Here is a 22,908-nt window from a genome sequence, read left to right on the forward strand (position 1 = left end):
CCTTGTTCCGGGAGGCGGGGTCGTTTATGGATGAGGCAGACAAGGTCAGTCTTTTTCTGATTTGCAGGGTCCCAATCCCCGGCTCCCCTCATTTCTCGCCTGCATCACAAAGCCCTAAACGCGAAAGCGCTCTCGCATGTCTTTACTTAGCTCGCCCCGGAACCTTGGCATTTTCTTCGCGATCATGGCATCGATCATCTTTTCGATGCATGATGCTGTATCGAAATTGTTGGTGGTCAACCATTCCGTCTGGTTCATCATGATGTTCCGTTACTGGTTTCATCTGATCGTTGCCATCATCTGGGCGCTTGTGAGCAAGGAAGGGTTCCGTGCAGCGATCACAACCCCTCGTCCGGTTCTGCAGATCATCCGCGGCATCCTGCTGGTTACCGAAATCGCCCTGATCATCTATGCCTACAGCATGCTGGGTCTGGCAGAGGTCACCACCATCATCATGGTTCACCCCCTGATCGTAACGGGCCTTGCCGCCGTGTTCCTTGGCGAGGTTGTCGGCTGGCATCGGATTGGCGCGTTGCTGGTGGGCCTTCTCGGCCTCGGGGTCATCATGCAGCCAACCGGCAACATCTGGGGCTATGGCGGCTTTGTGGCGCTGGCAGCAACGACGGCCTTTGCGCTTTATCAGCTATTCACCCGACTGGCGAGCCGCCATGACAGCACCCTCACTTCGTTCTTCTATGCCGGGCTTATCGGTGTCGTCCTGACGACCGTTCCGGGCCTCAAGATGGCTCCGGCGTTGGCTGACATGAACTGGCTGCTTCTCGCTGGCGCTTGCATCTTCAGCACCGCAGCCCATTTCTGCGTCATGAAGGCCCTGTCGCTCACAGAGGCAAGCGCCATTCAGCCCTTCACCTACATGCAACTGGTCTGGTCCATTCCGATCGGCTTTCTGGTGTTTGGGGATTTGCCAATCTGGTCGACCATTCTGGGGGCCACGATGATTGTCGGCGCCGGTCTTTACACCATCCACCGTGGCAATCGCTGATCGCCTCAACACAGGCTTAGAGGTGAACGCTGGCCAGCAGCGTTTTACGGCCATCATCCATGAAGCCCCGGCCAGGCTGGCAGAGCAAGGTCAACTTGCCCCATCCTTGAGAATTATGACTATATTCCATATTGTTAGAGCTTCCCCCCTTGCCTACAATGGAAACAAGGGTTCGATGGTGGATTGGCATCGTGCGGTAATCGACCCGTTGCGTGTAGTCCCGGTCCGGACTTCGTCATGAGCTGTTCGCCACGGCGCACAGGCCTGAGCCAATTTCAAGCACGCCCATCGTCACCTCAGGTCATTGTCACGGGTCCAGCCGCTTAAAACGAGTGCCGCCTGCAGTGCTCCGGCAAGCATCTGCGTGTCCCCGCAAGGTCCCTTTCAGAATTGCCACACGCGGCAGCTCTGTGCCCTCTTTCACAGGCATGAGCGGCCACCTCGGCAAAACAAGAAGGAGAAAGCGCATGACCATCAAGAGCATTCTCTACGCCTACTGCGGCGAACAGGACGAGGGAAGCGGTCTCGATTTTGCGATCAGGCTCGCTCATCACTATGATGCATGGCTTACCGGCATCATCCGGCACGGCTTTTCCAAGATGGAAAAACGCATCGCCACCATTGTCTCCGAGGAGGTTCATCTCGCGGTTCAGCAAGCCGAGAACAAACGCATCGCCGACATCATCAGCCGGTTCCATGAAACAGTTAAGGCCGCAGGCCTTGAAGCCCAGTCTAGCTTCATCGATATCGAACCCCAGATGGTGACTTCCATTTCGGAAGTGGCGCGCTGCTACGATATCGTGATCACCGGCAATCATCCCGAGGACGAACAGTTCGAGTTCCTTGCAGCCTATCCCGACCGGATTGCCCTGCAAAGCGGCCGGCCGGTGGTTGTTGTGCCTGACGGGTATAAATCCAAGGGGCCGCCGAGAAAGGTCCTGATCGCCTGGGATGGCAAACGCACCATTGCAAGAGCGGTTGGCGACGCCATGCCGTTGCTCGAACAGGGGGCACAGGTAACGTTGCTCACCGTTGGCCCGTCCCATACCGTCGATCAGCATCCGGATGGCGGCATCATGGGGCTTTTGGCGCGGCACAATATCGAAGCTGAGCACATTCATGATCGCGGTGTCGGACGCTCCGTTGCCGAAACCATTGTTCAGACAGCCGACGAACTGGGGTCGTCACTGATCATCATGGGGGCCTATGAGCATTCGAAATTCTCTCAGGACATCTTCGGCGGCGTAACCACCGAGATGCTACAGAGCGTTCGGGTGCCCGTCTTCATGGCGCATTGATGTTTGATGCTGGCCATCAGACGCCGAGCCGGGTCGAGATATCGCTTGCACAATTTGATCCATCCGACCTTCAACCGGCCGCGTGAAGGATTGCTTCCAGTGCCTCCAGAGACAGCGGCACCGGGTTACCCTTCATAGAAGATGACGCCGCAGACGCTTTGGCGACAGACGGCACAAGGGCGTTCTCCACCCCTTGAGCCTGCAACCCCGGCAAAGCGTTGGCGCCAGACCAGATTGCCAGTTCATCAAGCGCCTGATCGGCGGGGCATCCCAAGGCTCCGCCGATCCAGCCTCTTACCTCGGCAAACCGTTCAAGCAGTCGGATGCGTTCACCCTCATCAAGGGCGTCAGACACCCGTACCTCTTGTTCGTTGGCCGTCAGCACGTGGGGCAGCAGAGCGCCACACAGAGCGCCATGGGCCGCCCCCGTTTCGCCACCAAGCACACCGGCAAGACCGTGGACAGCACCAAGACCGGCATTGGCCAGCGCCAGCCCGCCGCAAAGGCTCGTCCAGGCGAGGGCATCGCGTGCGCCCTTGTCCTCGGCCTTCATCAACGTTGTCAGAGCTTTGAGGCCCTGGGGAATCGCATCGCGGCAGAGAAGATCCGTCAGTATGTTCGCCTTGCAGGACAGATAGGGTTCAATGACCTGTGTCACAGCATCCAGACCGCTTGCCAGCGTGATGGCGCGGGGCAGATAGTCAGTGAGTTCAGGATCGACGATCGCCAGTGTCGGCAGCATCCGCGGGTCTCTCAGTGAAACCTTGCGCGCAGCTTCCGGTACGGTCAGCACGGCATTTTTGGTCACCTCGGCGCCGGTTCCAGCGGTGGTTGGCAGGGCAGCAAACGGAAGCGGCGCCTGTTCAAGTGGCAACCCTTTGCCGACGACCTCCAGATGATCCATGACCGGACGCTTGGCGGGCACAAGCGCCGCCAGCGCCTTGCCCGTATCAATCACGGCCCCGCCACCGATAGCGACAATGGCCTTCACCTGCGTTGCGCGGGCGCGTGCCACCCCTTCCTCGATCAGTGCAACATCCGGTTCGCTTGGCGCAGAGAAAGCCACCACCTCGACACCCTGCCCGATCAACGCTTCCAGCAGCCATTCGACGCGTGTGCCATCCCGACCATGAACCAGCAGCAGGGGTGAGCCCAGCTTACCCAGCGCCGCGACATTGCGCGCCGCTTCCTTGCGACCAAAATGAATGGTGGTGGCTGTCATGAACTGGAAAGCTGGGATAGAAGATGTCATTGGATGGCTCCGATTAAGGAATGGACGTGGAAGACCGGCAACCAAGGTCCGGTCATGCTGCACAAGCTGCTGGCGCTCTCGCGTGACGATAATGGCCCAGCCTGACAGGACCTTCATGCAGCGAGCGCCATTATATAGAGAGTGCTCCAGAGCAGGTTTCATGGTGAGGAAACACCGTTCGGATTGCAAATGCCATCAAAGGCTCCCTCTTCATCCGCGTCAAGCTGCTTCCTGATCGACAAGGCATGCAAATTCGCTGCGCTGCAGCAAAAAATTATACGTATAACTATTTATTAGTCATCAGTTTTTCCCATTTTAGCTATCCAGATACCTCATGCGACTCCGCAGGGACTCACGCACTCATCGCATGGCTGAAAGTCGTCCTAAAAAAACTATCTAAAACCAAAGAACTAAAACCAAATAATTAGGCAACTGCAGTTACCTGCATTTGCGTTGCAGTGCAAAAACACCCTGCGCATACGTGTTTATACGGAATTTTTTCCCAAATTTCAGCAAATTCGAGCACATCTTTTTCCGCAGACTGTATGGCCAGAGCTATGCATTTAATGCAAATCGCGCATTCCAGCTATTATCATATTGTTTTTATTGATTTTTTCAAATCGATTTTGAAACCATTCAGTTTGCGTCGATGCCGGGCTTTGATATATAATGCCTACGAAAGTCAAGGAGGGAGTTCGTACTAGAACAAGGCTGCAAATACCAACGCTCTCCCCTTGCGGAAAAACCCTGGCTAACTCCCCTTTACAATCGAGCGGTCGGCACTGCTCGTATTGGGTGAGCTATGCCCAAATGGTGGCTAAATGGTGGTTTGTGAGGCCACGCCACCTGACTGAACCGAATTTGCTCGTTTAACAGTGAGGATACCAACAATGAATTATATGAGTGATAAACCCGTTGTCGCCGATCCATGGCAGGGGTTCTCGGATGGCGAATGGCGCAACAAGATCGACGTGCGCGCGTTCATCCAGGAAAACTACACTCCATATGATGGTGACGACAGCTTCCTCGCTGACGCTACCGAGCGTACCAAACAGCTGTGGGAAGAACTTGGCGTCCTGCTGAAAAAAGAACGCGAAGCTGGTGTCCTCGACGTTTCGACCATTCCTACTTCCATCGCAGCTCACGACGCTGGCTACATCAACAAGGACCTCGAAGTCATCGTTGGCCTGCAGACGGACGCTCCCCTGAAGCGCGCCATCATGCCAAACGGTGGCCTTCGCATGGTTGAAGGCGGCATGGAAGCATTCGGCTTCAAGCCAGACCCGCAGGTTCATGAAATCTGGACGAAATACCGCAAGGACCATAACCAGGGCGTTTTCGACGTATACAGCCCTGACATTCTGGCTTGCCGCAAATCCGGCGTCATCACCGGTCTGCCTGATGCCTATGGCCGTGGCCGCATCATCGGCGACTATCGCCGCGTTGCCCTCTATGGTATCGACTTCCTGAAAGCCCAGAAGCTGGCCGACTTCAACGACACCAATGACGCTGTGTTCGACATGGACACCCTGCGCCTTCGTGAAGAGCTCTCCGAACAGTTCCGCGCTCTTGAAGAGCTGCGCGAAATGGGCCTGAAATATGGCGTGGACATGTCCAAGCCTGCTACCAATGCTCGCGAAGCCATCCAGTTCACCTACATGGGTTATCTGGCTGCTGTTAAAGAGCAGAACGGTGCAGCCATGTCCTTCGGCCGTACCTCGACCTTCCTCGATGTCTATATCAAACGTGACATGGACGCTGGCCTGCTGACCGAAGAACAGGCTCAGGAAATGATCGACGACATGGTCATCAAGCTCCGCATCGTCCGCTTCCTGCGTACGCCGGAATATGATGAACTGTTCTCTGGCGATCCGACCTGGGTTACCGAATCCATCGGTGGTATCGGCCTTGACGGTCGTCCGCTGGTTACCAAGAACTCCTTCCGCATTCTGAACACCCTGTTCAACCTCGGTCCGGCTCCGGAACCTAACCTCACGGTTCTGTGGTCTTCCAAGCTGCCTCGCGGCTTCAAGGATTTCTGCGCGAAAGTTTCCAAGGAAACCTCTGCCATCCAGTATGAGAACGACGACCTGATGCGTCCGAAGTGGGGCGACGACTATGGCATCGCCTGCTGCGTGTCCGCCATGGCCATCGGCAAACAGATGCAGTTCTTCGGTGCTCGCGCCAACCTCGCAAAATGCATGCTCTATGCAATCAACGGCGGCGTTGACGAAAAATCCGGCAAGAAGATTGCCGAAGGTCTGGAACCGATCACCGGTGACGTACTCGACTTCGACGAAGTCATGGCAAAATACGACATCGCCATGGAATGGCTGGCCAAAACCTACGTCAAGGCTCTGAACGCCATCCACTACATGCACGACAAATATGCCTACGAACGCATTGAAATGGCTCTGCATGACCGCGACATCCTGCGCACCATGGCTTGCGGCATCGCCGGCCTGTCCATCGCAGCCGACAGTCTGTCTGCCATCAAACATGCCAAGGTTAGCGTTGTCCGTAACGAAGCCGGTCTGGCCGTCGACTACAAGATCGAAGGCGACTACCCAGCATTCGGCAACAACGACGATCGTGTTGACAGCATCGCATGCTACCTGACCGAAGCCTTCATGAAGAAGGTTGCTGGCCAGCCTTACTTCTACCGCGATGCAATGCCGACCCAGTCCATCCTGACCATCACCTCCAACGTGGTCTATGGCAAGAAAACCGGCAACACCCCTGATGGCCGCCGCGCTGGCGAACCATTCGCTCCGGGTGCCAACCCGATGAACGGCCGCGACAAGAAAGGCTTTGTTGCTGCTGGCGCTTCGGTTGCCAAACTGCCTTACGACTATGCTCAGGACGGCATCAGCTGGACTGCTTCTGCTACCCCGACCTCCATGGGTCACACTGACAAAGAGCAGATCCGCAACCTGGCCAACTGCCTCGACGGCTTCTGCGATGCTGGTGGCTTCCATGTGAACGTCAACATGCTTCGCCGCGAAACCCTGGAAGACGCAATGGAACATCCTGAGAAATATCCTCAGCTGACCGTCCGCGTTTCCGGCTACGCCGTAAACTTCATCAAGCTGACCCGCGAACAGCAGCTCGATGTTCTGAGCCGTACCTTCCATGACCACATGTAAGGTTGAGCGCTCGAAGCTCATCTGACCTGAAATGAGACGAGCCGGAAAGCCTTTGCTTTTCGGCTCTTCTTTTGACGACTGTCTCATCGCCACAAAGCCTGCGCCGCTTGGATGGATCGCCCGGCTGACCACCATTGGCTGGAATACCCCCGGCATTGATGCTATGAAACGGGAAGCGATCCCTGCATTCCGGAGCACGGGCACCCGCGATCAAAAACGAGACCAAAACGAGACCCACAGTTCCCCCAAAGGAGGACCGGACTTGAGCACAGCCGAAATCGAAAACGAAACCCTGGCACACGAACGCAAGGATCCGTCGGAATACGGCTTCCTGCACTCCATGGAGTCCGGCGCGGCCGTTGACGGTCCCGGCATGCGCTTTGTCTTTTTCATGTCCGGTTGTCAGTTCAAATGCCTCTATTGCCACAACCCCGATACCTGGAAGCTGCATAACGGCACCTATATCGACATCGACGGCGTGCTGAAGGAGATCAAGGGCTATGCCCGCTTCCTCAAATTTGCCGGTGGCGTGACTTTCTCGGGCGGCGAACCGATGATGCAGGCGCCGTTCGTGGGAGCAGCAGCGCGGGCCATCAAGGACAAGTTCGATCTGCATATCGCACTCGATACGCAAGGCTTCCTGCATGGCAATGTGGAAGACGACTGGTTTGACCCATTCGACCTCATCATGCTTGACATCAAGCACATCAATCCGGACACCTATCTCAAGCTGACCTCCCAGCCGCTACAGCCGACGCTCGACTTTGCCCAGCGCATGGTTCGCCTCAAGAAGGAAATGCGCATCCGCTACGTGCTGGTTCCCGAGTGGACCGACGCGAAAGAGGATGTCGAGAAGATGGCTGACTATGTCGCCAGCCTTGGCGATCTGATCGAGCTTGTCGAGGTCCTTCCCTTCCATCAGCTCGGAACCTCCAAATGGGAGAAGCTGGGCATGGAATACAAGCTCAAGGATTTGCGCACGCCAACCCCGGAAGAGGCAGAAGCGGCGCGGGATATCTTCCGTTCGCGCGGCCTTGTCGCCACCTGAGTGTGGCCGCACCAAACGCCAGTTACAGCCAAACGCCAGATACAGAAAGCCCCTTTGGTGCCAGTCACCAAAGGGGCTTTTTCATTGTCTGGCTGGTACCCCAGATGGATTGGCGCCCGTCATTCTGGAGCCAAGACGAACGCTACATCCTTGAGCATGTAAGCATCAGAAGGAATCGAGGGCAATCCGCAGACCGGCTTCGGCACTTGAGCGTTCCATGGCCTCTATCAGCCGCTGAACCTTCAAGGCATCCCGGCCCGGCGCGATCAGGCTGTCGGCCCTGCCTTCCACCACATCGACAAAATTCTGGATGATTTCCATGTGCCAGTCATAGGGGAAGGCCATGGGGTCGGCTCCGGCACCGGAGAGCCCCTTCTCGGCGAACTCCTCCACCTTGCCGTCCCGCATGTGGATGGCCAGGCTGCCGCCTTCCAGCGTTGCAGACCCGAGCGTGCCGTCAACCCGGATGGTCTCGGACGATCCGGGGAAGCTGGCCGTGGTAGCGCAGATGGAGCCAACGGCACCGGACTCGAACAACACACCGGCGCTGGCAAAATCCTCGGCTTCCATGGCGTGCAACTGGGTGGTGGTCAGCATGGCCTGCACCGCCTTGACCGGCCCGAGCAGATGCAGCATCAGGTCGAGGACGTGAATGGCCTGTGTGATCAGCACGCCACCACCATCCTGTTCGTAGGTGCCGCGCCCCGGCTGGTCGTAATAGTCCTGCGGGCGCCACCAGGGAACATCGACGCGCACCATGGCGACATCGCCAAGCTGACCGCTATCCAGCAGACCTTTCAATCGCCGAGCCCCCTGACGGGCGCGATGCTGCAGCACAGTGCCAAGAAGAATGCCGCCCTGTTCGGCGATCTCGACCAGTTCTGTTGCTGCGGGCAAGGTACGCTCCAGCGGCTTCTCCATCAGGATGTGCTTGCCGGCAGTGGCCATCATAGACACGATCTCCTTGCGGCCGTCAGGCGGAGTGAGGACCAGAACAGCTTCGGTTTCGGGATCATCGGCTATGGCCTGCAATGAGGGGAAGGCCTTGACCTGCATGGCTTCTGCTGCAGAATCCCGCCTTGTCTTGTTACGCATGTAGAGCCCCGTGAGCTCCACACTCTCATGCAGGGATTCCAATGCGGCAACATGGGCACGAGCCGCCATTCCCAATCCGATTACAGCAAGTTTCATGGTCCCTCCTTGGCCTGCCGATCTATTGGACACACATGCATTTTTGACCGGGGCGTCTGTTTTTTCTTGTCTTCTAACGATGATCCAAACAATCCTGTTTGACAAGCCATGAGTTGTCATGTCGGGCAGCACATCGCAGCAAAGTCCCCACTCAGCTGCGATATGTCCGGCCTGATCCTCCCTGTCGCTCCGGCCTGCTCCCAAGGGCATGGCAAGCTGTGCGCATTTGGCGCGGAGGCAAAAGGGGAGAAAGCCGCGAGAAGAAGAGCGCCCCGACCCGTTTGCCTATATGAGATGGAGTATGAGATGGAACATCGTCATCAGGCCTCACCCAAAACCACGTTCAAAAAGGCAGATCATCATGACCGCACACCTCAACCGCCTTTTCAGCCTCCCTACCCCGACCGCCGGGCTTGCACTCGGCATCGCCTCGCTGGGGCTGTGCTGGGAAAATAGCGGACTGTTCGCCGGTCAGGCCCGGATGGCAGGTGCGCTTGTCGCGGCTGCGCTGTTGCTTCTACTGCTGACCGGGTTCATTCTGCGTCCGGGCCAATTGCTCAATGACGTGAAACACCCGGTGGTGGGCAGCATCCTGCCGACCTTCACCATGGCCACCATGCTGGTGGCGAGCGCTGTGGGTGGACGCCTCGGTCTCGTTCTGTGGCTTCTGGCAGTGGCGATGCACGTCCTGTTGCTGCTGCTCTTCTGCGTTTACCGACTGAGAGACTTTCACCTCCATCAGATGGTCCCGAGCTGGTATATTCCGCCTGTCGGGATCATTGTGGCCAACATCACCCTGCCTGATGGCGCTTTTTCAGGGCTGGCAACTATCCTGTTCTGGTTCGGCCTTGTCTGTTACGGGCTGATGCAGCCAGTGATGATCTACCGCTTCCTGTTCGAGCCGGTCGTGCCCGATGCGGCCAAGCCGACCCTTGCGATCATGGCAGCGCCCGCCAGCCTGTCGCTTGCCGGCTATCTGGCCATTGCTCCCACCCCATCGATGCTCCTTGTCATGATCCTGCTCGGAGTGGCACTGTTGATGACAACCATCATCTATCTGGCGCTGTTCCGGCTGATGCGTTTGCCCTTTACGCCCGGCTATTCGGCCTTCACCTTCCCTCTGGTGATCAGCGCGACGGCATTGTTCAAGAGCGCAGCCTTTCTGACGCAATGGCAGGAGACAGCCTCAGCGGCGACTCAGCTCCTATGGCTGGCGCGGCTGGAACTGGCCGTTGCAACGGTGATGGTGGTCTATGTGGCGATTCGCTATGCCCTCTGGTTTATGGCCGCCCCGGCCGCTCAGGCTCACCAAAGGGGGTGATTGGCCGCAACAATCAGAAAAACGACGAAACAAGAACGAATAACGACCGGGTCGTGGCAACTGTCGCCAAGATGACACAATCTGGTTTTACGCAGTTCCGACATGAGCACTAAAACGTAGTTCATGACAGAACAAGATCCAACGCCGTTCTGCCAGAGGTGGACCAGACCTCTCCGCGCTTGAGTGCTCATGAGGACTCTTCCGGGCCCATATTCCTTAACACCATGAGAGTTCCGGCTGGCCGACAGACCACATCAGATGAAGCTGACCGGGCTCATCGGAGATTGTTCATGACCAACTCTGCTCCAGAGAAATATTCCGGTGCCATCATTGTTCTTCATTGGCTTGGCGCACTCTTGATTATCGGCCTGCTCATTGTCGGATCCCTTTTGGAGGACATGACGGGCGCGACCAAAATGCAGCTTCTTGCCTATCACTATTATGCAGGCCTCGCAGCCGGCGTGCTCTTTATGGTGCGGCTGGTGTTTTTCTTCATCAACGCCCGCCCGGCCGCAGATCCGGCCTGGCCGAAGTGGCAGGCAACTGCATCGAAAGCCGTCGAGGGGCTGCTCTATCTGCTGCCGCTCATCATGGTTGCAAGCGGCATGATCGCCATGCTGGCCTTTGGCCTTGGCGACTATGTGCAGGCGGGCGATTATGAAGGCTATCAGGCTGCCAACCACGTCTGGCCGATGCTGGTGCACGGCCTCACCGCCAACCTGCTGATAGCCGCTTTGGGACTGCATGTGGTGGCCGCGCTCTATCACCATTTTGTGCAAAAAGATCAGGTCTTCAATCGCATCACCTTCCGCAAGGTGTAAGCGCATGGTCCCTTGTCGGGACCGACCCAGTTTGCCGGTTCCGATGGATGCCAACGGAGCCGGCTTTTTTATGCCAAATACCAAAAGGGCGTTCCCGAATTTGCGGAAACGCCCTCCATTCATCTTGATTGCCCGCAGCAGGGAAAGACTACTCTTCCAGCTCGATAAGCAGATCCTTGGCGTCGATCTTGCCGCCTGGGGTCACATGCACTTCCTTGATGACGGCATCGCGCTCGGCGTGAATGCCGGTTTCCATTTTCATGGCCTCGATGGTCAGCAGAAGATCACCGGCACGGACAGTCTGTCCAGCCTTGACACCAATCGTCGCCACCACACCCGGCATCGGAGCGCCGATATGGTTGGGGTTGTTGGTATCGGCTTTCGGGCGCGTTGCAGTGGTCGACTTGACCATGCGGTTCGGCACGGTGACCGAACGCGGCTGGCCGTTGAGTTCGAAATAGACCTTCACGTCGCCTTCGTCATTGGTCTCGCTGACAGCCTGCATGCGGATTTCCAGCGTCTTGCCCGGAGAGATTTCAGCCGAGATTTCCTCTCCCTGCGTCATACCATAGAAGAAGGTCTTCGTCGGCAGGGTACGTACAGGACCATAGAGGCGATGGCGTCCCATATAGTCGAGGAACACCTTCGGATACATCAGGTAGCCGTTGAGATCCTCGTCATCCACTTCAAAGCCTTCCAGCTCCTCGGTCAGCTTGGCGCGAACGTCTTCCAGATCAACCGGAGGCAGATGCTTGCCGGGACGCTCGGTATTTGGCTGTTCGCCCTTGAGCACCTTGTCGATGATACCCTTCGGGAACCCGCCTTCCGGCTGGCCGAGATTGCCTCGCATCATATCGATAACGGAATCCGGGAAGGACAGATCCACTGTCGGGTCTTCCACCTGCTTGCGCGTTAGGCCCTGGGACACCATCATCAGCGCCATGTCGCCCACCACCTTTGACGACGGGGTCACCTTCGGAATATCGCCAAACATCAGGTTCACGTCGGCATAGGTCTGGGCGACTTCGTGCCAACGTTCCTCGAGACCGAGGCTGCGGGCTTGCGCCTTGAGGTTGGTATATTGGCCACCGGGCATTTCATGCAGATAGACCTCGGACGCCGGAGAGCTGGTGCCGCTTTCAAAGGCCGCATACTGGCCACGGACTGCTTCCCAATATTCAGAGATATCGCGGATTGCTTCGACATCAAGGCCGGAATCCCGCTCGGTGTTGCGCAGGGCTTCGACGATCGAGCCAAGGCATGGCTGCGAGGTTGAACCGGAGAAGGCATCCATCGCCGCATCAACCACATCGACCCCGGCTTCGCTGGCCGCCAGAATGGTGGCGGCGGAAATGCCCGACGTATCGTGGGTGTGCAGATGGATCGGCAGACCGACCTCTTCCTTGAGGGCCTTGACGAGAACCCGGGCCTGAGCGGGTTTCAACAGCCCGGCCATGTCCTTGAGGCCGAGGATATGGGCCCCGGCGTCGCGCAGCTCCTTGCCCATCTTGACATAGTATTTGAGATCATATTTGGCCCGGTTCGGATCGAAGATGTCGCCGGTGTAGCAAATCGTGCCTTCACAGAGCTTGTTGTTATCCAGAACCGCATCCATGGCGACGCGCATGTTTTCAACCCAGTTGAGCGAGTCGAAGACACGGAACAGGTCAACACCGCTGATCGCAGCCTGCTTGACGAAGCTCTGAACCACATTGTCCGGATAGTTGGTGTAGCCCACGCCGTTGGAGCCACGCAGCAGCATCTGGATCATGATGTTGGGCATGGCAGTGCGGATGTCGCGCAGACGCTGCCACGGACATTCCTGCAGGAAACGATAGGCCACGTCGAAGGTCGCGCCGCCCCATGCCTCAATGGAGAACAGCTGTGGCAGATTGAGCGCATAGCTCGGAGCCACCTTGATCATGTCGATCGAGCGCATGCGCGTTGCCAGCAGGGACTGGTGACCGTCGCGCATGGTGGTGTCGGTCAAGAGCAGCTGCTTCTGATCGGCCAGCCAGTCGGCAACCGCCTGTGGCCCCTTGGCGTCCAGCAGATCACGGGTGCCCGCAGCGGGCTTTTCGGCGCGAGGGGCAGGCAGGACAGGCGCCCGCAGCCCTTCGGCCGGACGCGGACGGTCCTTGACTTCCGGATGGCCGTTCACTGTGATGTCGGCGATGTAGGTCAACACCTTGGTGCCACGATCGCGACGCTTCTTGAAGTTGAACAGCTCCGGCGTCGTGTCGATGAACTTGGTGGTATAGGTGTTGTTGAGGAAGGTCGGGTGCTTGAGCAGGTTCTCGACGAACCGGATGTTGGTAGAGACGCCGCGCACGCGGAACTCGCGCAGGGCACGGTCCATGCGGGCAATGGCCTGCTCGGGCGTCGGCGCCCATGCGGTGACCTTGGTCAGCAGACTGTCGTAATAGCGGGTGATGACACCGCCAGTGTAGGCAGTGCCGCCATCAAGACGAATGCCCATGCCGGTGGCCGAGCGATAGGCGTTGAGACGGCCATAGTCCGGAATGAAGTTGTTCTGCGGGTCTTCCGTGGTCACACGGCACTGCAGGGCATGGCCATGCAACTGGACCTCTTCCTGTCTGGCCACACCGGTGGCCTCTGCAATGGTCTTGCCTTCGGCAATCTTGATCTGGGCCTGAACGATGTCAATGCCAGTGACTTCCTCGGTGACGGTGTGCTCCACCTGCACGCGCGGGTTCACCTCGATGAAGTAGAAATGGCCACTTTCCATGTCCATGAGGAATTCGACGGTACCGGCGCATTCATAGTTCACATGCTTGCAGATCTTGTAGCCAAGTTCGCAGATTTCCTTGCGCTGCTCTTCACTGAGATAAGGCGCAGGCGCGCGCTCGACCACCTTCTGGTTCCGGCGCTGCACGGAACAGTCGCGCTCGAACAGATGATACATGCCACCGTGGCTGTCGCCCAGAATCTGCACCTCGACGTGACGGGCGCGGATGATCATCTTTTCCAGATAGCCTTCCCCGTTGCCAAAGGCATTCTCTGCCTCGCGGCGTCCTTCGCGGATCTTGTCTTCCAGTTCGGACGGGCCGTAGATCGGGCGCATGCCACGACCGCCGCCGCCCCAGCTGGCCTTCAGCATCAGCGGGTAGCCGATCTTCTCGGCTTCCACGGCAATCTCGGCCATGTCGTCGCCCAGCACTTCGGTTGCCGGAATGACCGGAACTCCGGCTTCCATGGCCACCTTGCGCGCCGAAGCCTTGTCGCCCAGCTTGCGCATGGTCTCGGCCTTCGGACCGATGAAGGTGATCCCAGCCTTGGTGCAGGCGTCGACGAAGTCGGGGTTTTCCGACAGCAGGCCGTAACCCGGATGAATGGCGTCAGCGCCACATTCCTTGGCAACACGGATGATTTCGGAGATGGACAGATAGGCGGCAACCGGACCCATGCCGGCTCCGACACGATAGGCCTCGTCTGCCTTGAACCGGTGCAAGCTTAACTTGTCTTCTTCGGCATAGATGGCAACTGTTCGCTTGCCCAGCTCGTTTGCTGCGCGCATGACACGAATGGCGATTTCGCCACGGTTTGCAATCAGGATCTTCTTGAATTCAGCCATAACTATTCCCGGTTTTTGCCCTCAGTCGAGACTAAAGTATAATACTCGTCGTGAGGAAAAAGATGATCGAAAAGGATGGTGGTTGTCCAACCCGTATCTTGTTGCCCTATACTGGCATGCTTGTTAGACAAGGCTTTGCATTATCACGCTTTACGCGGAATTCTACCAAGCATTTTTCTCAACAAACCAGCAATTGCTACAACATGGTGCAGATCTTGTGGACAGTTCGATACTTGACTTATATCAAATTACACAAATGGGACAATAGTCCATCTCATGCTTTGAAAGACAAGTCCCCAAACCGGATGCGGGCGCTGCAATCGGAAATTGATCAGGCGTCTGCCGAGATGCTCTTGAAAAGATTGCGCAAGGTGTCGCCAATCGGCTCGGGCGTCCGACTTGCGGCATTCACATAGACATGCACAAAATGGCCGCGCGCCGAGGCTGTCTGCTTCTCATTGCGGAACAGACCGATCTCGTAACGGACAGAACTGGTACCGATGCTGGTGATGCGCAAGCCCACGGTGATGACATCGGGGAAGGAGAGTTCCTCGAAATAGGTGCAGCCATTTTCCACAACGACGCAGATCTGACCGTCGCTGGCCGCATCGAGCGAGGCGTTTTGCATCAGCCAGTTGGCAATCGCAGAATCAAACAGCGAATAATGGACCGCGTTGTTCAGGTGACCGAAGCTGTCATTGTCGTTCCAGCGGGTGGGAACCACCTGAAAGACCTTGTAGTCCGATCGGTTGTCGGGTGCCAAGCGCATTGTCGTGTCCTGCCCTGTTGCTGCGGGTCAAAGGATGGAATTCGGAAAAATCCGGCTACGTCATTTTTGGGATACTGACGGGTCACTGGCCACGGGTCCTGAACCGCAGCCAGTAACGCGCTCCTATTTCTGTGCGTCGCGCTTGAAGAGGATCAGAGCGTTGCGAGTGCCGGAGCCGAAGTCGGCATCGATCGAGCTCTTGTAAAAGCCCTTGGCTTTCAACTCGGTCTGCACGGCCTTGCGGGTCGCTTCAGACAGAACGCCTGGCACTTCGAAGAAGATGCGCTGGGTGTCCTTGTCATCTGCAGCAAAAGCCTTCAGCAGCAGGGAGGCAGCCTGCTCCGGGTTGCGCTCAACGCCCTGCCCCCGGTCATAGAAAATGCCCAGATCGGCCGACGCTTCGGCAACATCAAGATCGCTGGCCTGCTTGTAGAGTTCGGCAGCTCGTTCATAGTTGCGCTCGGTGCCAACGCCATCCCGATACATGGCTGCGGCAAAGACCATGCCGCCGGGGTTGCCTGCGGCGGCAGCCTTGTCAAACCATGCGAGTGCCTCAGGCTGGCTTTCCGCAACTGAGGTTCCGTTCTTGTAGAGAACGCCCAGATAGGCCATGGACTGACCACTGCCAAGCTCGGCCCCCTGCTTGCTGGCAGCATAGACAAGGGATGGCTTGCCAGCCTTGTGCAACCCGCGCGCCAGCTGGGTGAAGAACCGTGCCTCTTGCGGATAGTCGGTAATCGCGGCCTGACAGGCTTCCACGACCTTGGCGGCATCAAGATCGGCATAGAAGACACCAGTTGCAACGGCGTCGGGGTCAAAGGGATGAGCCGCCAGACGGTCGCATTCGGTTTCAGGAGCAGGTGCCGCTGGTATGGCTGCCAGAGCGCTCACGTCCTTGACCTCAGGTTTGGTTTCTGTCTCGACGGTTGGCTTGACCTCCGGTGCATCCGGCATCTTCGGAGCCTCAGTCGCTTCAGGAGCTGCGGTCGTTTCAGGAGCCTTTACCGCTTCCGGAGCCGCCTCCTTGGCTGGCGCTTCAGCAGCAGCGGGCTCGGATGCCCCACCGGATGCGCTTTCCGCTGCGGGGTGTTCCGGCATCGTGGTCGCCGCACTGGATGGTGCTGTCGCGGCAGGATCGGCCATGGTAGGCGTTGCGTCGGACGGTTCTACCGCTGGCTTTTCCGTTGTCTCTGGCGCGGATGTGACAGCCTCGGATGGCGCAGGCGCCACGTCCGTCGCCATTTGCCCGGACACTTCGGTTGCCACGACAGGGTCCTTGCCCTCAGCCGTCTGAGCCTCAACGGCCAGCGTTGACAACAAGAGCGAGAGCGTACCGACCCCAAGTCCCTTGAGGGCCACCCGGCCCTTCCCATTCCAGCTGAACGCCATAGACACACCCCTTCTCAAAAATTCCCAAATCAGCGAATCTTTCGCCATGCAATGATTCAAGCGTTACCATCTTCTGCATTTTTATGCATCGCAATGGATGGCTCAATCAAGCTCATCTGCTCGTTACGCACCCAGATTGGTCCCTCAAAGGGAACCGGCCGTTGCCGCATATGTACGACGTCGGGACAGTGTTCCGCACCACCAAACGGCTCCGACGAAGCATCGCTGATCGACTTGCCAGCCCCTCATCACAAGGTCGTATACATGTCATCAAGGTGAGGTAGACAAGCAAAGCCAAAAGTGCAAATCAAAAACTTTTTATGTCTCCTAGGACATATTTACGCTCACATTCACGGCAAAATTATTTCATAATGTCCGAACGGGATCGTTGCTGTTCGCTATTTGACTTTCATTGATCAAGATTATTCAGGTCGGCAAGACCTGCCCAAGCAGACAATTTTTGATAACCGGAGGGGACCATGGGCCGGATTCTATCTTTAATCGTATCATCTCTTCTGTTCTCGCTGGCTCCCGCTTCAAGCAGCCTCGCACTCGACGGGACATACGGCAGTGAGGTCATCCTCTCCAAGGACACCGATTATTACGGCTTCGACTTCAAGACCATCAAGAAGGTCACGCTGGATCAATGTCAGGACGCCTGTCTCAAGACAAGCGACTGCAAGGCCTTCACCTATAATGTGAAAGCCCAGTTCTGCTTCCTCAAGTCCGATTTTGCCAAGGCAACCTCCTTCAAGGGAGCCATTTCCGGGCGTATCGCCGCCCGCTTTGAAGAGGAAGATCTCGGCAAGGCCGCCCCGCTTTCCAACCTCACCACCTACCTGCAGGAATCGGCTGTAAAGCTGGCAAGGGCTGTTACCGCTCCGGCCAATGCCACCAGCCCTCTCGGCTTTGACGAGCTTGTCGCCCGTGGCAATAGTGCGGTGGATTTCAATGAGGCGGATCAGGCTCTGGGCTATTTCAAGCAGGCCCTTGCCATGTATCCCGAAGACAGCAATGTCTGGCGCGCCTATTCCGAGGCTGCGGCCCTTCTTGCCCGAACCACTGGCGATGGTCAGGTCGCCCGCACCCAGCGCGCCAATGCGGTGAGTGCCGCGATCAATGCCTACAACAGTTCCCGCAGCCGCAACAGTCGCGCTGCCGCCCTGTCACAGCTGGCGCGCAGCCTGGAGGCCACCTCCCGTTTCCGCGAAGCAATCGACAGCTTCAAGATGGCGCTGGACCTGCATGAGAATCCCGCTGACCGGGATGACTATCGCCGCCTTCTGGAAAGCCACGGCTTCCGGATGATCAACCACAGTATCGACGCGGATCTGCAAAGCCCGCGCATCTGCGTGCAGTTCTCAGAAGATCTGAAAAAGGGTTTCGGCGACTTTGCCTCCTATATTCGCATCAACCAGCAGCAGCCGAAGGCGCTGGATGTCAGCAAGAGCCAGATCTGTGTTGAAGGGCTCTCCCATGGCGAGAACTACCAGCTGGATGTCCGTGAGGGGCTGCCTGCCGAGAATGGCGAGCAACTGCTGTCCAATCTGCAGCTTGATCTCTATATCCGAGACCGCACGCCGGGCATGCGATTCAGTGCCAGCAATTACGTTCTGCCAGCCAACAATCGTCGCGGCATTCCGCTGATTTCTGTCAATGCGGATGAAGCGCAACTGGCCCTCTATCGGGTCAACGACCGCTCGCTCGCCCGCCTCGTGCGCAATTCCGATTTCCTCAACCAGCTCGAAAGCTGGCAGATTTCCGACCTCAAGGATGACATGGGCAATCTGGTCTGGAAGGGCTCGATGAGTATCGCTCCGGAGAAGAACCGCGAAGTGGTGACCGCCATCCCGATTGACGAAGCCCTGCCCGAGCGCAAGCCGGGGGTCTATCTGATGACCGCCAGCGCCAAGACCATAGACCTTAATGACTATCCGTCCGTTGCCAGCCAGTGGTTTGTCATTTCCGACATTGGCCTGACGACTTTCTCAAGTTCCAAGGCGACCGCGCCAAGCGATACTGATGGCAGCAAGGATCTGGGGGGCCTGCAGGTCTTTACCCGCTCGCTCGATACGGCCAAACCGCTTGCCGGTATCAAGGTCGATCTCATCGCCCGCAACAACGAGGTGCTGGGCAGCGGCACCAGCGATGACAGCGGCATGGTCACCTTCGACGCCGGCCTTGTCCGTGGCACCGATGGCATGGCGCCAGCCGTGCTCACCGCCAGCAACGCCGGAGAGGATGACTTCGTGTTCCTCGATCTGACCCGCGCCGGATTTGATCTTTCCGATCGCGGTGTCACCGGTCGGCCATCACCGGAAGGTGTCGATGTTTATGCATGGACCGAACGCGGGGTCTACCGCCCGGGTGAAGAAGTGCATGTCTCGGCACTTGCCCGCGATGACAGCGCCAGCGCCGTTGACGATCTGCCGCTCACCTTCGTGTTCCTGCGCCCGGACGGCGTTGAGGCCCAGCGCCTCATCGGCTCGGGCAAGGCTCTGGGTGGTTATTCGGTCGATCTGCCGCTTGTCAGCAATGCCAGGCGTGGTAGCTGGAAGGCCCAGATCTTTGCCGATCCGAAAAAGCCGGCCCTTGGCGAGGTCAGCTTCCTTGTCGAGGATTTCATTCCCGACCGGACAGACATGACCATCAACCCCAATGGCGACACCATTCCTCTGGAAGGTTCGGCAACGGGCCATATCAAGGGCCGCTATCTCTATGGCGCTCCGGCCGCCGGGCTTTCGCTGTCCGCTGACGTTCTGGTCCGCACGAGCCGCAATCTCAAGGGCCATGACGGCTATCTCTTCGGCCTTGCCGAGGAAGACAACTCCGGTGTCGAGCGGGTTTCCATAGGTGCCCTGCCGCCGCTCGATGCTAATGGCGAGGGCAGCTATGAATTCAGCCTTGGCGAGCTGAAGGCCTCGACACGGCCCAAGATCGCCGATCTTGTTGTCAGCATGCAGGAAGGCTCGGGCCGCGCCATCGAGCGCCGGACACGCTACGCTGTTGTGCCTGAAAACGTCATGTTGGGCATCAAGCCGCAGTTTGAAGGCGATGAGGTCAGCGAGAACAGCGACGCCCAGTTCCAGCTGATTGCCGTCAATCCGGATGCCAGCCGAGCGAGCATGAGCGCAGTGGACTGGTCGCTGGTCAAGATCGACCGGCAGTATCAATGGTATCGCGAGGGCAGTACCTGGTATTCAGAGGCCGTGGATCTGGAAAGCAAGGTTGCCGACGGACAGGTCGATCTCGACACATCCGATCCGGCCAAGCTGTCGCTGCCGGTGGAATGGGGCCGTTATCGGCTGACCCTCGGCGATACCACAAGCGTCGAATTCAGCGCAGGCTGGTCCAGTGCCAACGGATCGCTTGATACGCCGGACGGGCTCGAACTGGCCCTTGACAAGCCATCCTACAAGGCTGGCGAAACCGCCAGATTGAAGGTTTCGCCGCGCTTTGCAGGCACCCTGCTTCTGGCCATCGGTACCGACCGCATTTCCGGCACCATGTCCTACGACATCCCGGCGGAAGGGGCGACAATTGACATCCCGGTCGACAAAGACTGGGGAGCCGGAGCCTATCTGCTGGCCAATCTCTATCGCCCGTCCGACAAGGGCGCTTCCCGCAACCCGATGCGGGCCATCGGCGTCGAGTGGCTTGGCGTGGAGCCTGAAGAGCGGGCATTGTCCATCACTCTTGTGGCACCAGAGACCATCCGGCCACATGAACAGATGGTGGTTCCGGTGAAGGTGAACGGCCTCAAGGCCGGAGAGGAAGCCTATGTGACCGTTGCGCTGGTCGATGAGGGCATTCTCAATCTCACCCGCTACAAGACCCCGGATCCGGTGGGCCGCTATTTCGGCCAGCGTCGTCTCGGCGTCGAGATCCGTGATCTCTACGGGCGTCTCATCGATGGCTCATCGGGTGCCTTTGGGGCCCTGCGCACCGGTGGTGACGGTGGCGGACCGCAGATGAACTCCAGCGGTGAAGTGCCGACACAGGAACTGGTGGCCTTCGTATCGGGCATCGTGCGTCTTGACGAAAACGGCGCCGGACAAGTCGCCTTTGACATCCCGCAGTTCAACGGCACGGCCCGGCTGATGGCCGCGGCCTGGAGCAAGGAAGCTGTTGGCGGCGGCGAGAAGGATGCCATCATTCGCGACCCGATCGTCGTACATGTGGCCCTGCCCAAGGTGCTTGCACCCGGCGACAGCTCGCGGGCTCTCATCGAACTGACCAATCTGGAAGCCCCCGAGGGGGATTACCGGATGGAACTGATGACCAATGACGCCCTGTCAGCCGACACCGCCAATGCACCGGAAACGGTGGCTCTCAAGAAAGACCAGATGGTCTCCCTTTCCATGCCGCTGACCGCCGCAAGTGAAGGCATGGGCGATGTAACCGTCAAACTGACATCGACGGCTGGCGACGGGGTCGGCATCCTCTATGACGCGCAGGTTCCGGTCCGCTCCGGCATCCTGCCCGTGACCCACGTCACCCGCGTGCCGCTCGCGGCCAAGGGCGGCGAGTTGAAACTGGATGCTGCCTGGCTCACCGGCCTCAACAAGCAAGGGGCGACCCTGTCGGTTTCCGTCACACGACCGGGGGCCTATGATGTTGCCTCTCTTCTGATGCAGTTGAACCGCTATCCTTACGGCTGTGCCGAACAGGTGACCAGCGGTGCCCTGCCGCTACTCTATGCCAAGGATCTGGCGTCCATCCTGCCTCAGGAGCTGGCCGGCCTTTCAGGCAAGGACATGGAAGAGCGCATTCAGAAGGCCATCGACAAGCTGCTGTCCTACCAGAGCGACATGGGCGGCTTCAGCCTATGGGGCAATAGCTATGTCGATGATCCGTGGCTGACGGCCTATGCCACCGACTTCCTGACCCGCGCGCGGGAACAGGGCTTCAAGGTGCCGGATGAGGCCATGAAACAGGCGCTCGAGAGCATCAAGAACCAGCTCGCCTATCAGGCCGATCTGGAGAAGGATTCTGCCACCGTTGCCTATGGTCTCTATGATCTGGCGCGCAACCGCATGGCTTCGGCTGGCGATCTGCGCTACTATCTGGAGACCAAACTGGAGAGCTTTGACAGCCCCTTCTCCCGCGCCCAGTTGGGGGCGGCGCTCGCCCTTTATGGCGACCGGACACGGGCCGAGCGGGCCTTCCACTCGGCGCTCTGGCTGGCTGAAAAACTGGAAGACAACTATGTCCTGTCGTCCCAGTCGGTTTATCACTATTCCAGCCTGCAGCGGGATGTGGCCGGGATGCTGGCGCTTGCCGCAGAAGTCAGCCCGGACCTGGAGAGCCTCAATGGTATCCGTGAGCTGGCCGGACGGATCTACAATCCGGAACGTCGTCTCAACACCCAGGAACAGGCATGGATGGTGCTGGCCGCCCGCGCACAGCAGATCAACGCGGGTGATCTGGGCATCTCGGTCAATGGCACAGCCGTAACCGGCACGCTCGTCGAGACCTATCAGGGACAGGCCATCGATATGGATCCGGTGACCATCACCAACGGTGGCGACAAGCCTCTGGTGGCTCTGGTGACCAGCCTCGCCTCGCCCGAGGAGCCGCTTCCTGCAGGCGGCAACGGCTTTGCCATTTCGCGCAATTATCATGCGCTCGATGGCAGCCCGATCAGCGTCGCCGACATCAAGCAGAATGAGCGGTTTGTTGTTGTCGTCAATGCCAGCCAGCTCGAAGATGTGCCCGCACGGCTGATGATCAGCGATCTGTTGCCAGCCGGTCTCGAGGTCGAGAATCCAAGTCTGGTACAAAGTGCCGATCAGCAGAATTTCAACTGGCTGCCCCAGACCGAGGTTGCCCATGTGGAATTCCGCAAGGATCGGGTTCTGGCCGCGATCAACCGCGAACAGGGCGGCCCGAAGGACTTCACGATTGCCTATGTGGTGCGTGCCGTCTCTCCGGGCAGCTTCATGCATCCTGCCGCAGTCATTGAAGACATGTATCGCCCCGAGAAATCGGCCCGTACGGCGAGCGGCTTCATGAATGTGAACCGTTAGACCGAAGCGGAAAGATGCGTATTGTCCTTGCGTAACAAGATCAAAA

The 22,908-nt window shown here is 58.1% G+C and carries 12 protein-coding genes; 7 read left to right on the forward strand and 5 right to left on the reverse strand.

The genetic code is table 11. From position 1 onward, the window contains the following. Positions 1-136: 136 nt before the first annotated feature. Positions 137-1,003: a DMT family transporter gene (locus DSL70_RS17520; protein WP_119309266.1), complete on the forward strand. Its 867-nt coding sequence runs from the start codon at positions 137-139 to the stop codon at positions 1,001-1,003. 467 nt (positions 1,004-1,470) lie between these two features. Then, positions 1,471-2,301, forward strand: a complete 831-nt coding sequence (locus DSL70_RS17525) for a universal stress protein (protein ID WP_162916862.1) — start codon at positions 1,471-1,473, stop codon at positions 2,299-2,301. Between the two features lie 70 nt (positions 2,302-2,371). On the opposite strand, the gene DSL70_RS17530 is transcribed toward DSL70_RS17525, so the two are convergent. Then, a complete protein-coding gene (locus tag DSL70_RS17530) occupies positions 2,372-3,553 on the reverse strand; it encodes an iron-containing alcohol dehydrogenase (protein ID WP_205563320.1) in 1,182 nt (393 codons plus the stop codon). 890 nt (positions 3,554-4,443) lie between these two features. Between DSL70_RS17530 and pflB the strand changes: the two genes are divergently transcribed. Together pflB and pflA are read left to right on the forward strand one after the other, a co-directional pair. Next, positions 4,444-6,699 (forward strand): formate C-acetyltransferase, encoded by a 2,256-nt coding sequence (gene pflB, locus DSL70_RS17535; RefSeq protein ID WP_119309269.1) that lies wholly within the window; start codon positions 4,444-4,446, stop codon positions 6,697-6,699. Positions 6,700-6,961: 262 nt separating this feature from the next. Beyond that, complete coding sequence (pflA, locus tag DSL70_RS17540) at positions 6,962-7,747, forward strand: pyruvate formate-lyase-activating protein (protein WP_205563321.1); 786 nt, start codon at positions 6,962-6,964, stop codon at positions 7,745-7,747. A gap of 165 nt (positions 7,748-7,912) precedes the next feature. Here the strand turns inward: pflA and DSL70_RS17545 are convergent, their stop codons facing one another. After that, positions 7,913-8,938 carry a Gfo/Idh/MocA family protein gene (locus tag DSL70_RS17545; protein WP_119309270.1) on the reverse strand — a complete coding sequence of 342 codons (1,026 nt, stop codon included), beginning with the start codon at positions 8,936-8,938 and terminating at the stop codon, positions 7,913-7,915. Between the two features lie 361 nt (positions 8,939-9,299). Here DSL70_RS17545 and DSL70_RS17550 point away from each other — a divergent pair, with 361 nt between their 5' ends. Then, positions 9,300-10,259, forward strand: coding sequence for a TDT family transporter (locus DSL70_RS17550; RefSeq protein WP_119309271.1), 960 nt, complete (start codon positions 9,300-9,302; stop codon positions 10,257-10,259). A 290-nt stretch (positions 10,260-10,549) separates the two neighbouring features. Next, complete coding sequence (locus DSL70_RS17555) at positions 10,550-11,080, forward strand: cytochrome b (protein WP_162916864.1); 531 nt, start codon at positions 10,550-10,552, stop codon at positions 11,078-11,080. Positions 11,081-11,228: 148 nt separating this feature from the next. Here the strand turns inward: DSL70_RS17555 and DSL70_RS17560 are convergent, their stop codons facing one another. From DSL70_RS17560 to DSL70_RS17570, 3 genes are all read right to left on the reverse strand, one after another. Next, on the reverse strand, positions 11,229-14,675 hold the full coding sequence (locus DSL70_RS17560; RefSeq protein WP_119309273.1) for a pyruvate carboxylase: 3,447 nt from the start codon (positions 14,673-14,675) through the stop codon (positions 11,229-11,231). Positions 14,676-15,006: 331 nt separating this feature from the next. After that, positions 15,007-15,444 (reverse strand): acyl-CoA thioesterase, encoded by a 438-nt coding sequence (locus tag DSL70_RS17565; RefSeq protein WP_119309274.1) that lies wholly within the window; start codon positions 15,442-15,444, stop codon positions 15,007-15,009. Positions 15,445-15,567: 123 nt separating this feature from the next. Then, positions 15,568-16,833, reverse strand: a complete 1,266-nt coding sequence (locus DSL70_RS17570) for an SEL1-like repeat protein (RefSeq protein ID WP_162916866.1) — start codon at positions 16,831-16,833, stop codon at positions 15,568-15,570. 479 nt (positions 16,834-17,312) lie between these two features. Here DSL70_RS17570 and DSL70_RS17575 point away from each other — a divergent pair, with 479 nt between their 5' ends. Then, positions 17,313-22,862: an alpha-2-macroglobulin family protein gene (locus DSL70_RS17575; protein ID WP_119309276.1), complete on the forward strand. Its 5,550-nt coding sequence runs from the start codon at positions 17,313-17,315 to the stop codon at positions 22,860-22,862. Positions 22,863-22,908 lie beyond the last annotated feature (46 nt).

The sequence above is a fragment of the Cohaesibacter haloalkalitolerans genome (assembly GCF_003574655.1).
GTDB classification, from domain to species: Bacteria; Pseudomonadota; Alphaproteobacteria; order Rhizobiales; family Cohaesibacteraceae; genus Cohaesibacter; species Cohaesibacter haloalkalitolerans.

Excerpts from the sequence above, each read along its gene's own strand:
- DSL70_RS17520 (WP_119309266.1), top strand. The coding sequence starts at position 137 with ATGTCTTTACTTAGCTCGCCCCGGAACCTTGGCATTTTCTTCGCGATC.
- DSL70_RS17525 (WP_162916862.1), top strand. The coding sequence starts at position 1,471 with ATGACCATCAAGAGCATTCTCTACGCCTACTGCGGCGAACAGGACGAG.
- DSL70_RS17530 (WP_205563320.1), bottom strand. The coding sequence starts at position 3,553 with ATGACATCTTCTATCCCAGCTTTCCAGTTCATGACAGCCACCACCATT.
- pflB (WP_119309269.1), top strand. The coding sequence starts at position 4,444 with ATGAATTATATGAGTGATAAACCCGTTGTCGCCGATCCATGGCAGGGG.
- DSL70_RS17545 (WP_119309270.1), bottom strand. The coding sequence starts at position 8,938 with ATGAAACTTGCTGTAATCGGATTGGGAATGGCGGCTCGTGCCCATGTT.
- DSL70_RS17550 (WP_119309271.1), top strand. The coding sequence starts at position 9,300 with ATGACCGCACACCTCAACCGCCTTTTCAGCCTCCCTACCCCGACCGCC.
- DSL70_RS17555 (WP_162916864.1), top strand. The coding sequence starts at position 10,550 with ATGACCAACTCTGCTCCAGAGAAATATTCCGGTGCCATCATTGTTCTT.
- DSL70_RS17560 (WP_119309273.1), bottom strand. The coding sequence starts at position 14,675 with ATGGCTGAATTCAAGAAGATCCTGATTGCAAACCGTGGCGAAATCGCC.
- DSL70_RS17565 (WP_119309274.1), bottom strand. The coding sequence starts at position 15,444 with ATGCGCTTGGCACCCGACAACCGATCGGACTACAAGGTCTTTCAGGTG.
- DSL70_RS17570 (WP_162916866.1), bottom strand. The coding sequence starts at position 16,833 with ATGGCGTTCAGCTGGAATGGGAAGGGCCGGGTGGCCCTCAAGGGACTT.
- DSL70_RS17575 (WP_119309276.1), top strand. The coding sequence starts at position 17,313 with ATGGGCCGGATTCTATCTTTAATCGTATCATCTCTTCTGTTCTCGCTG.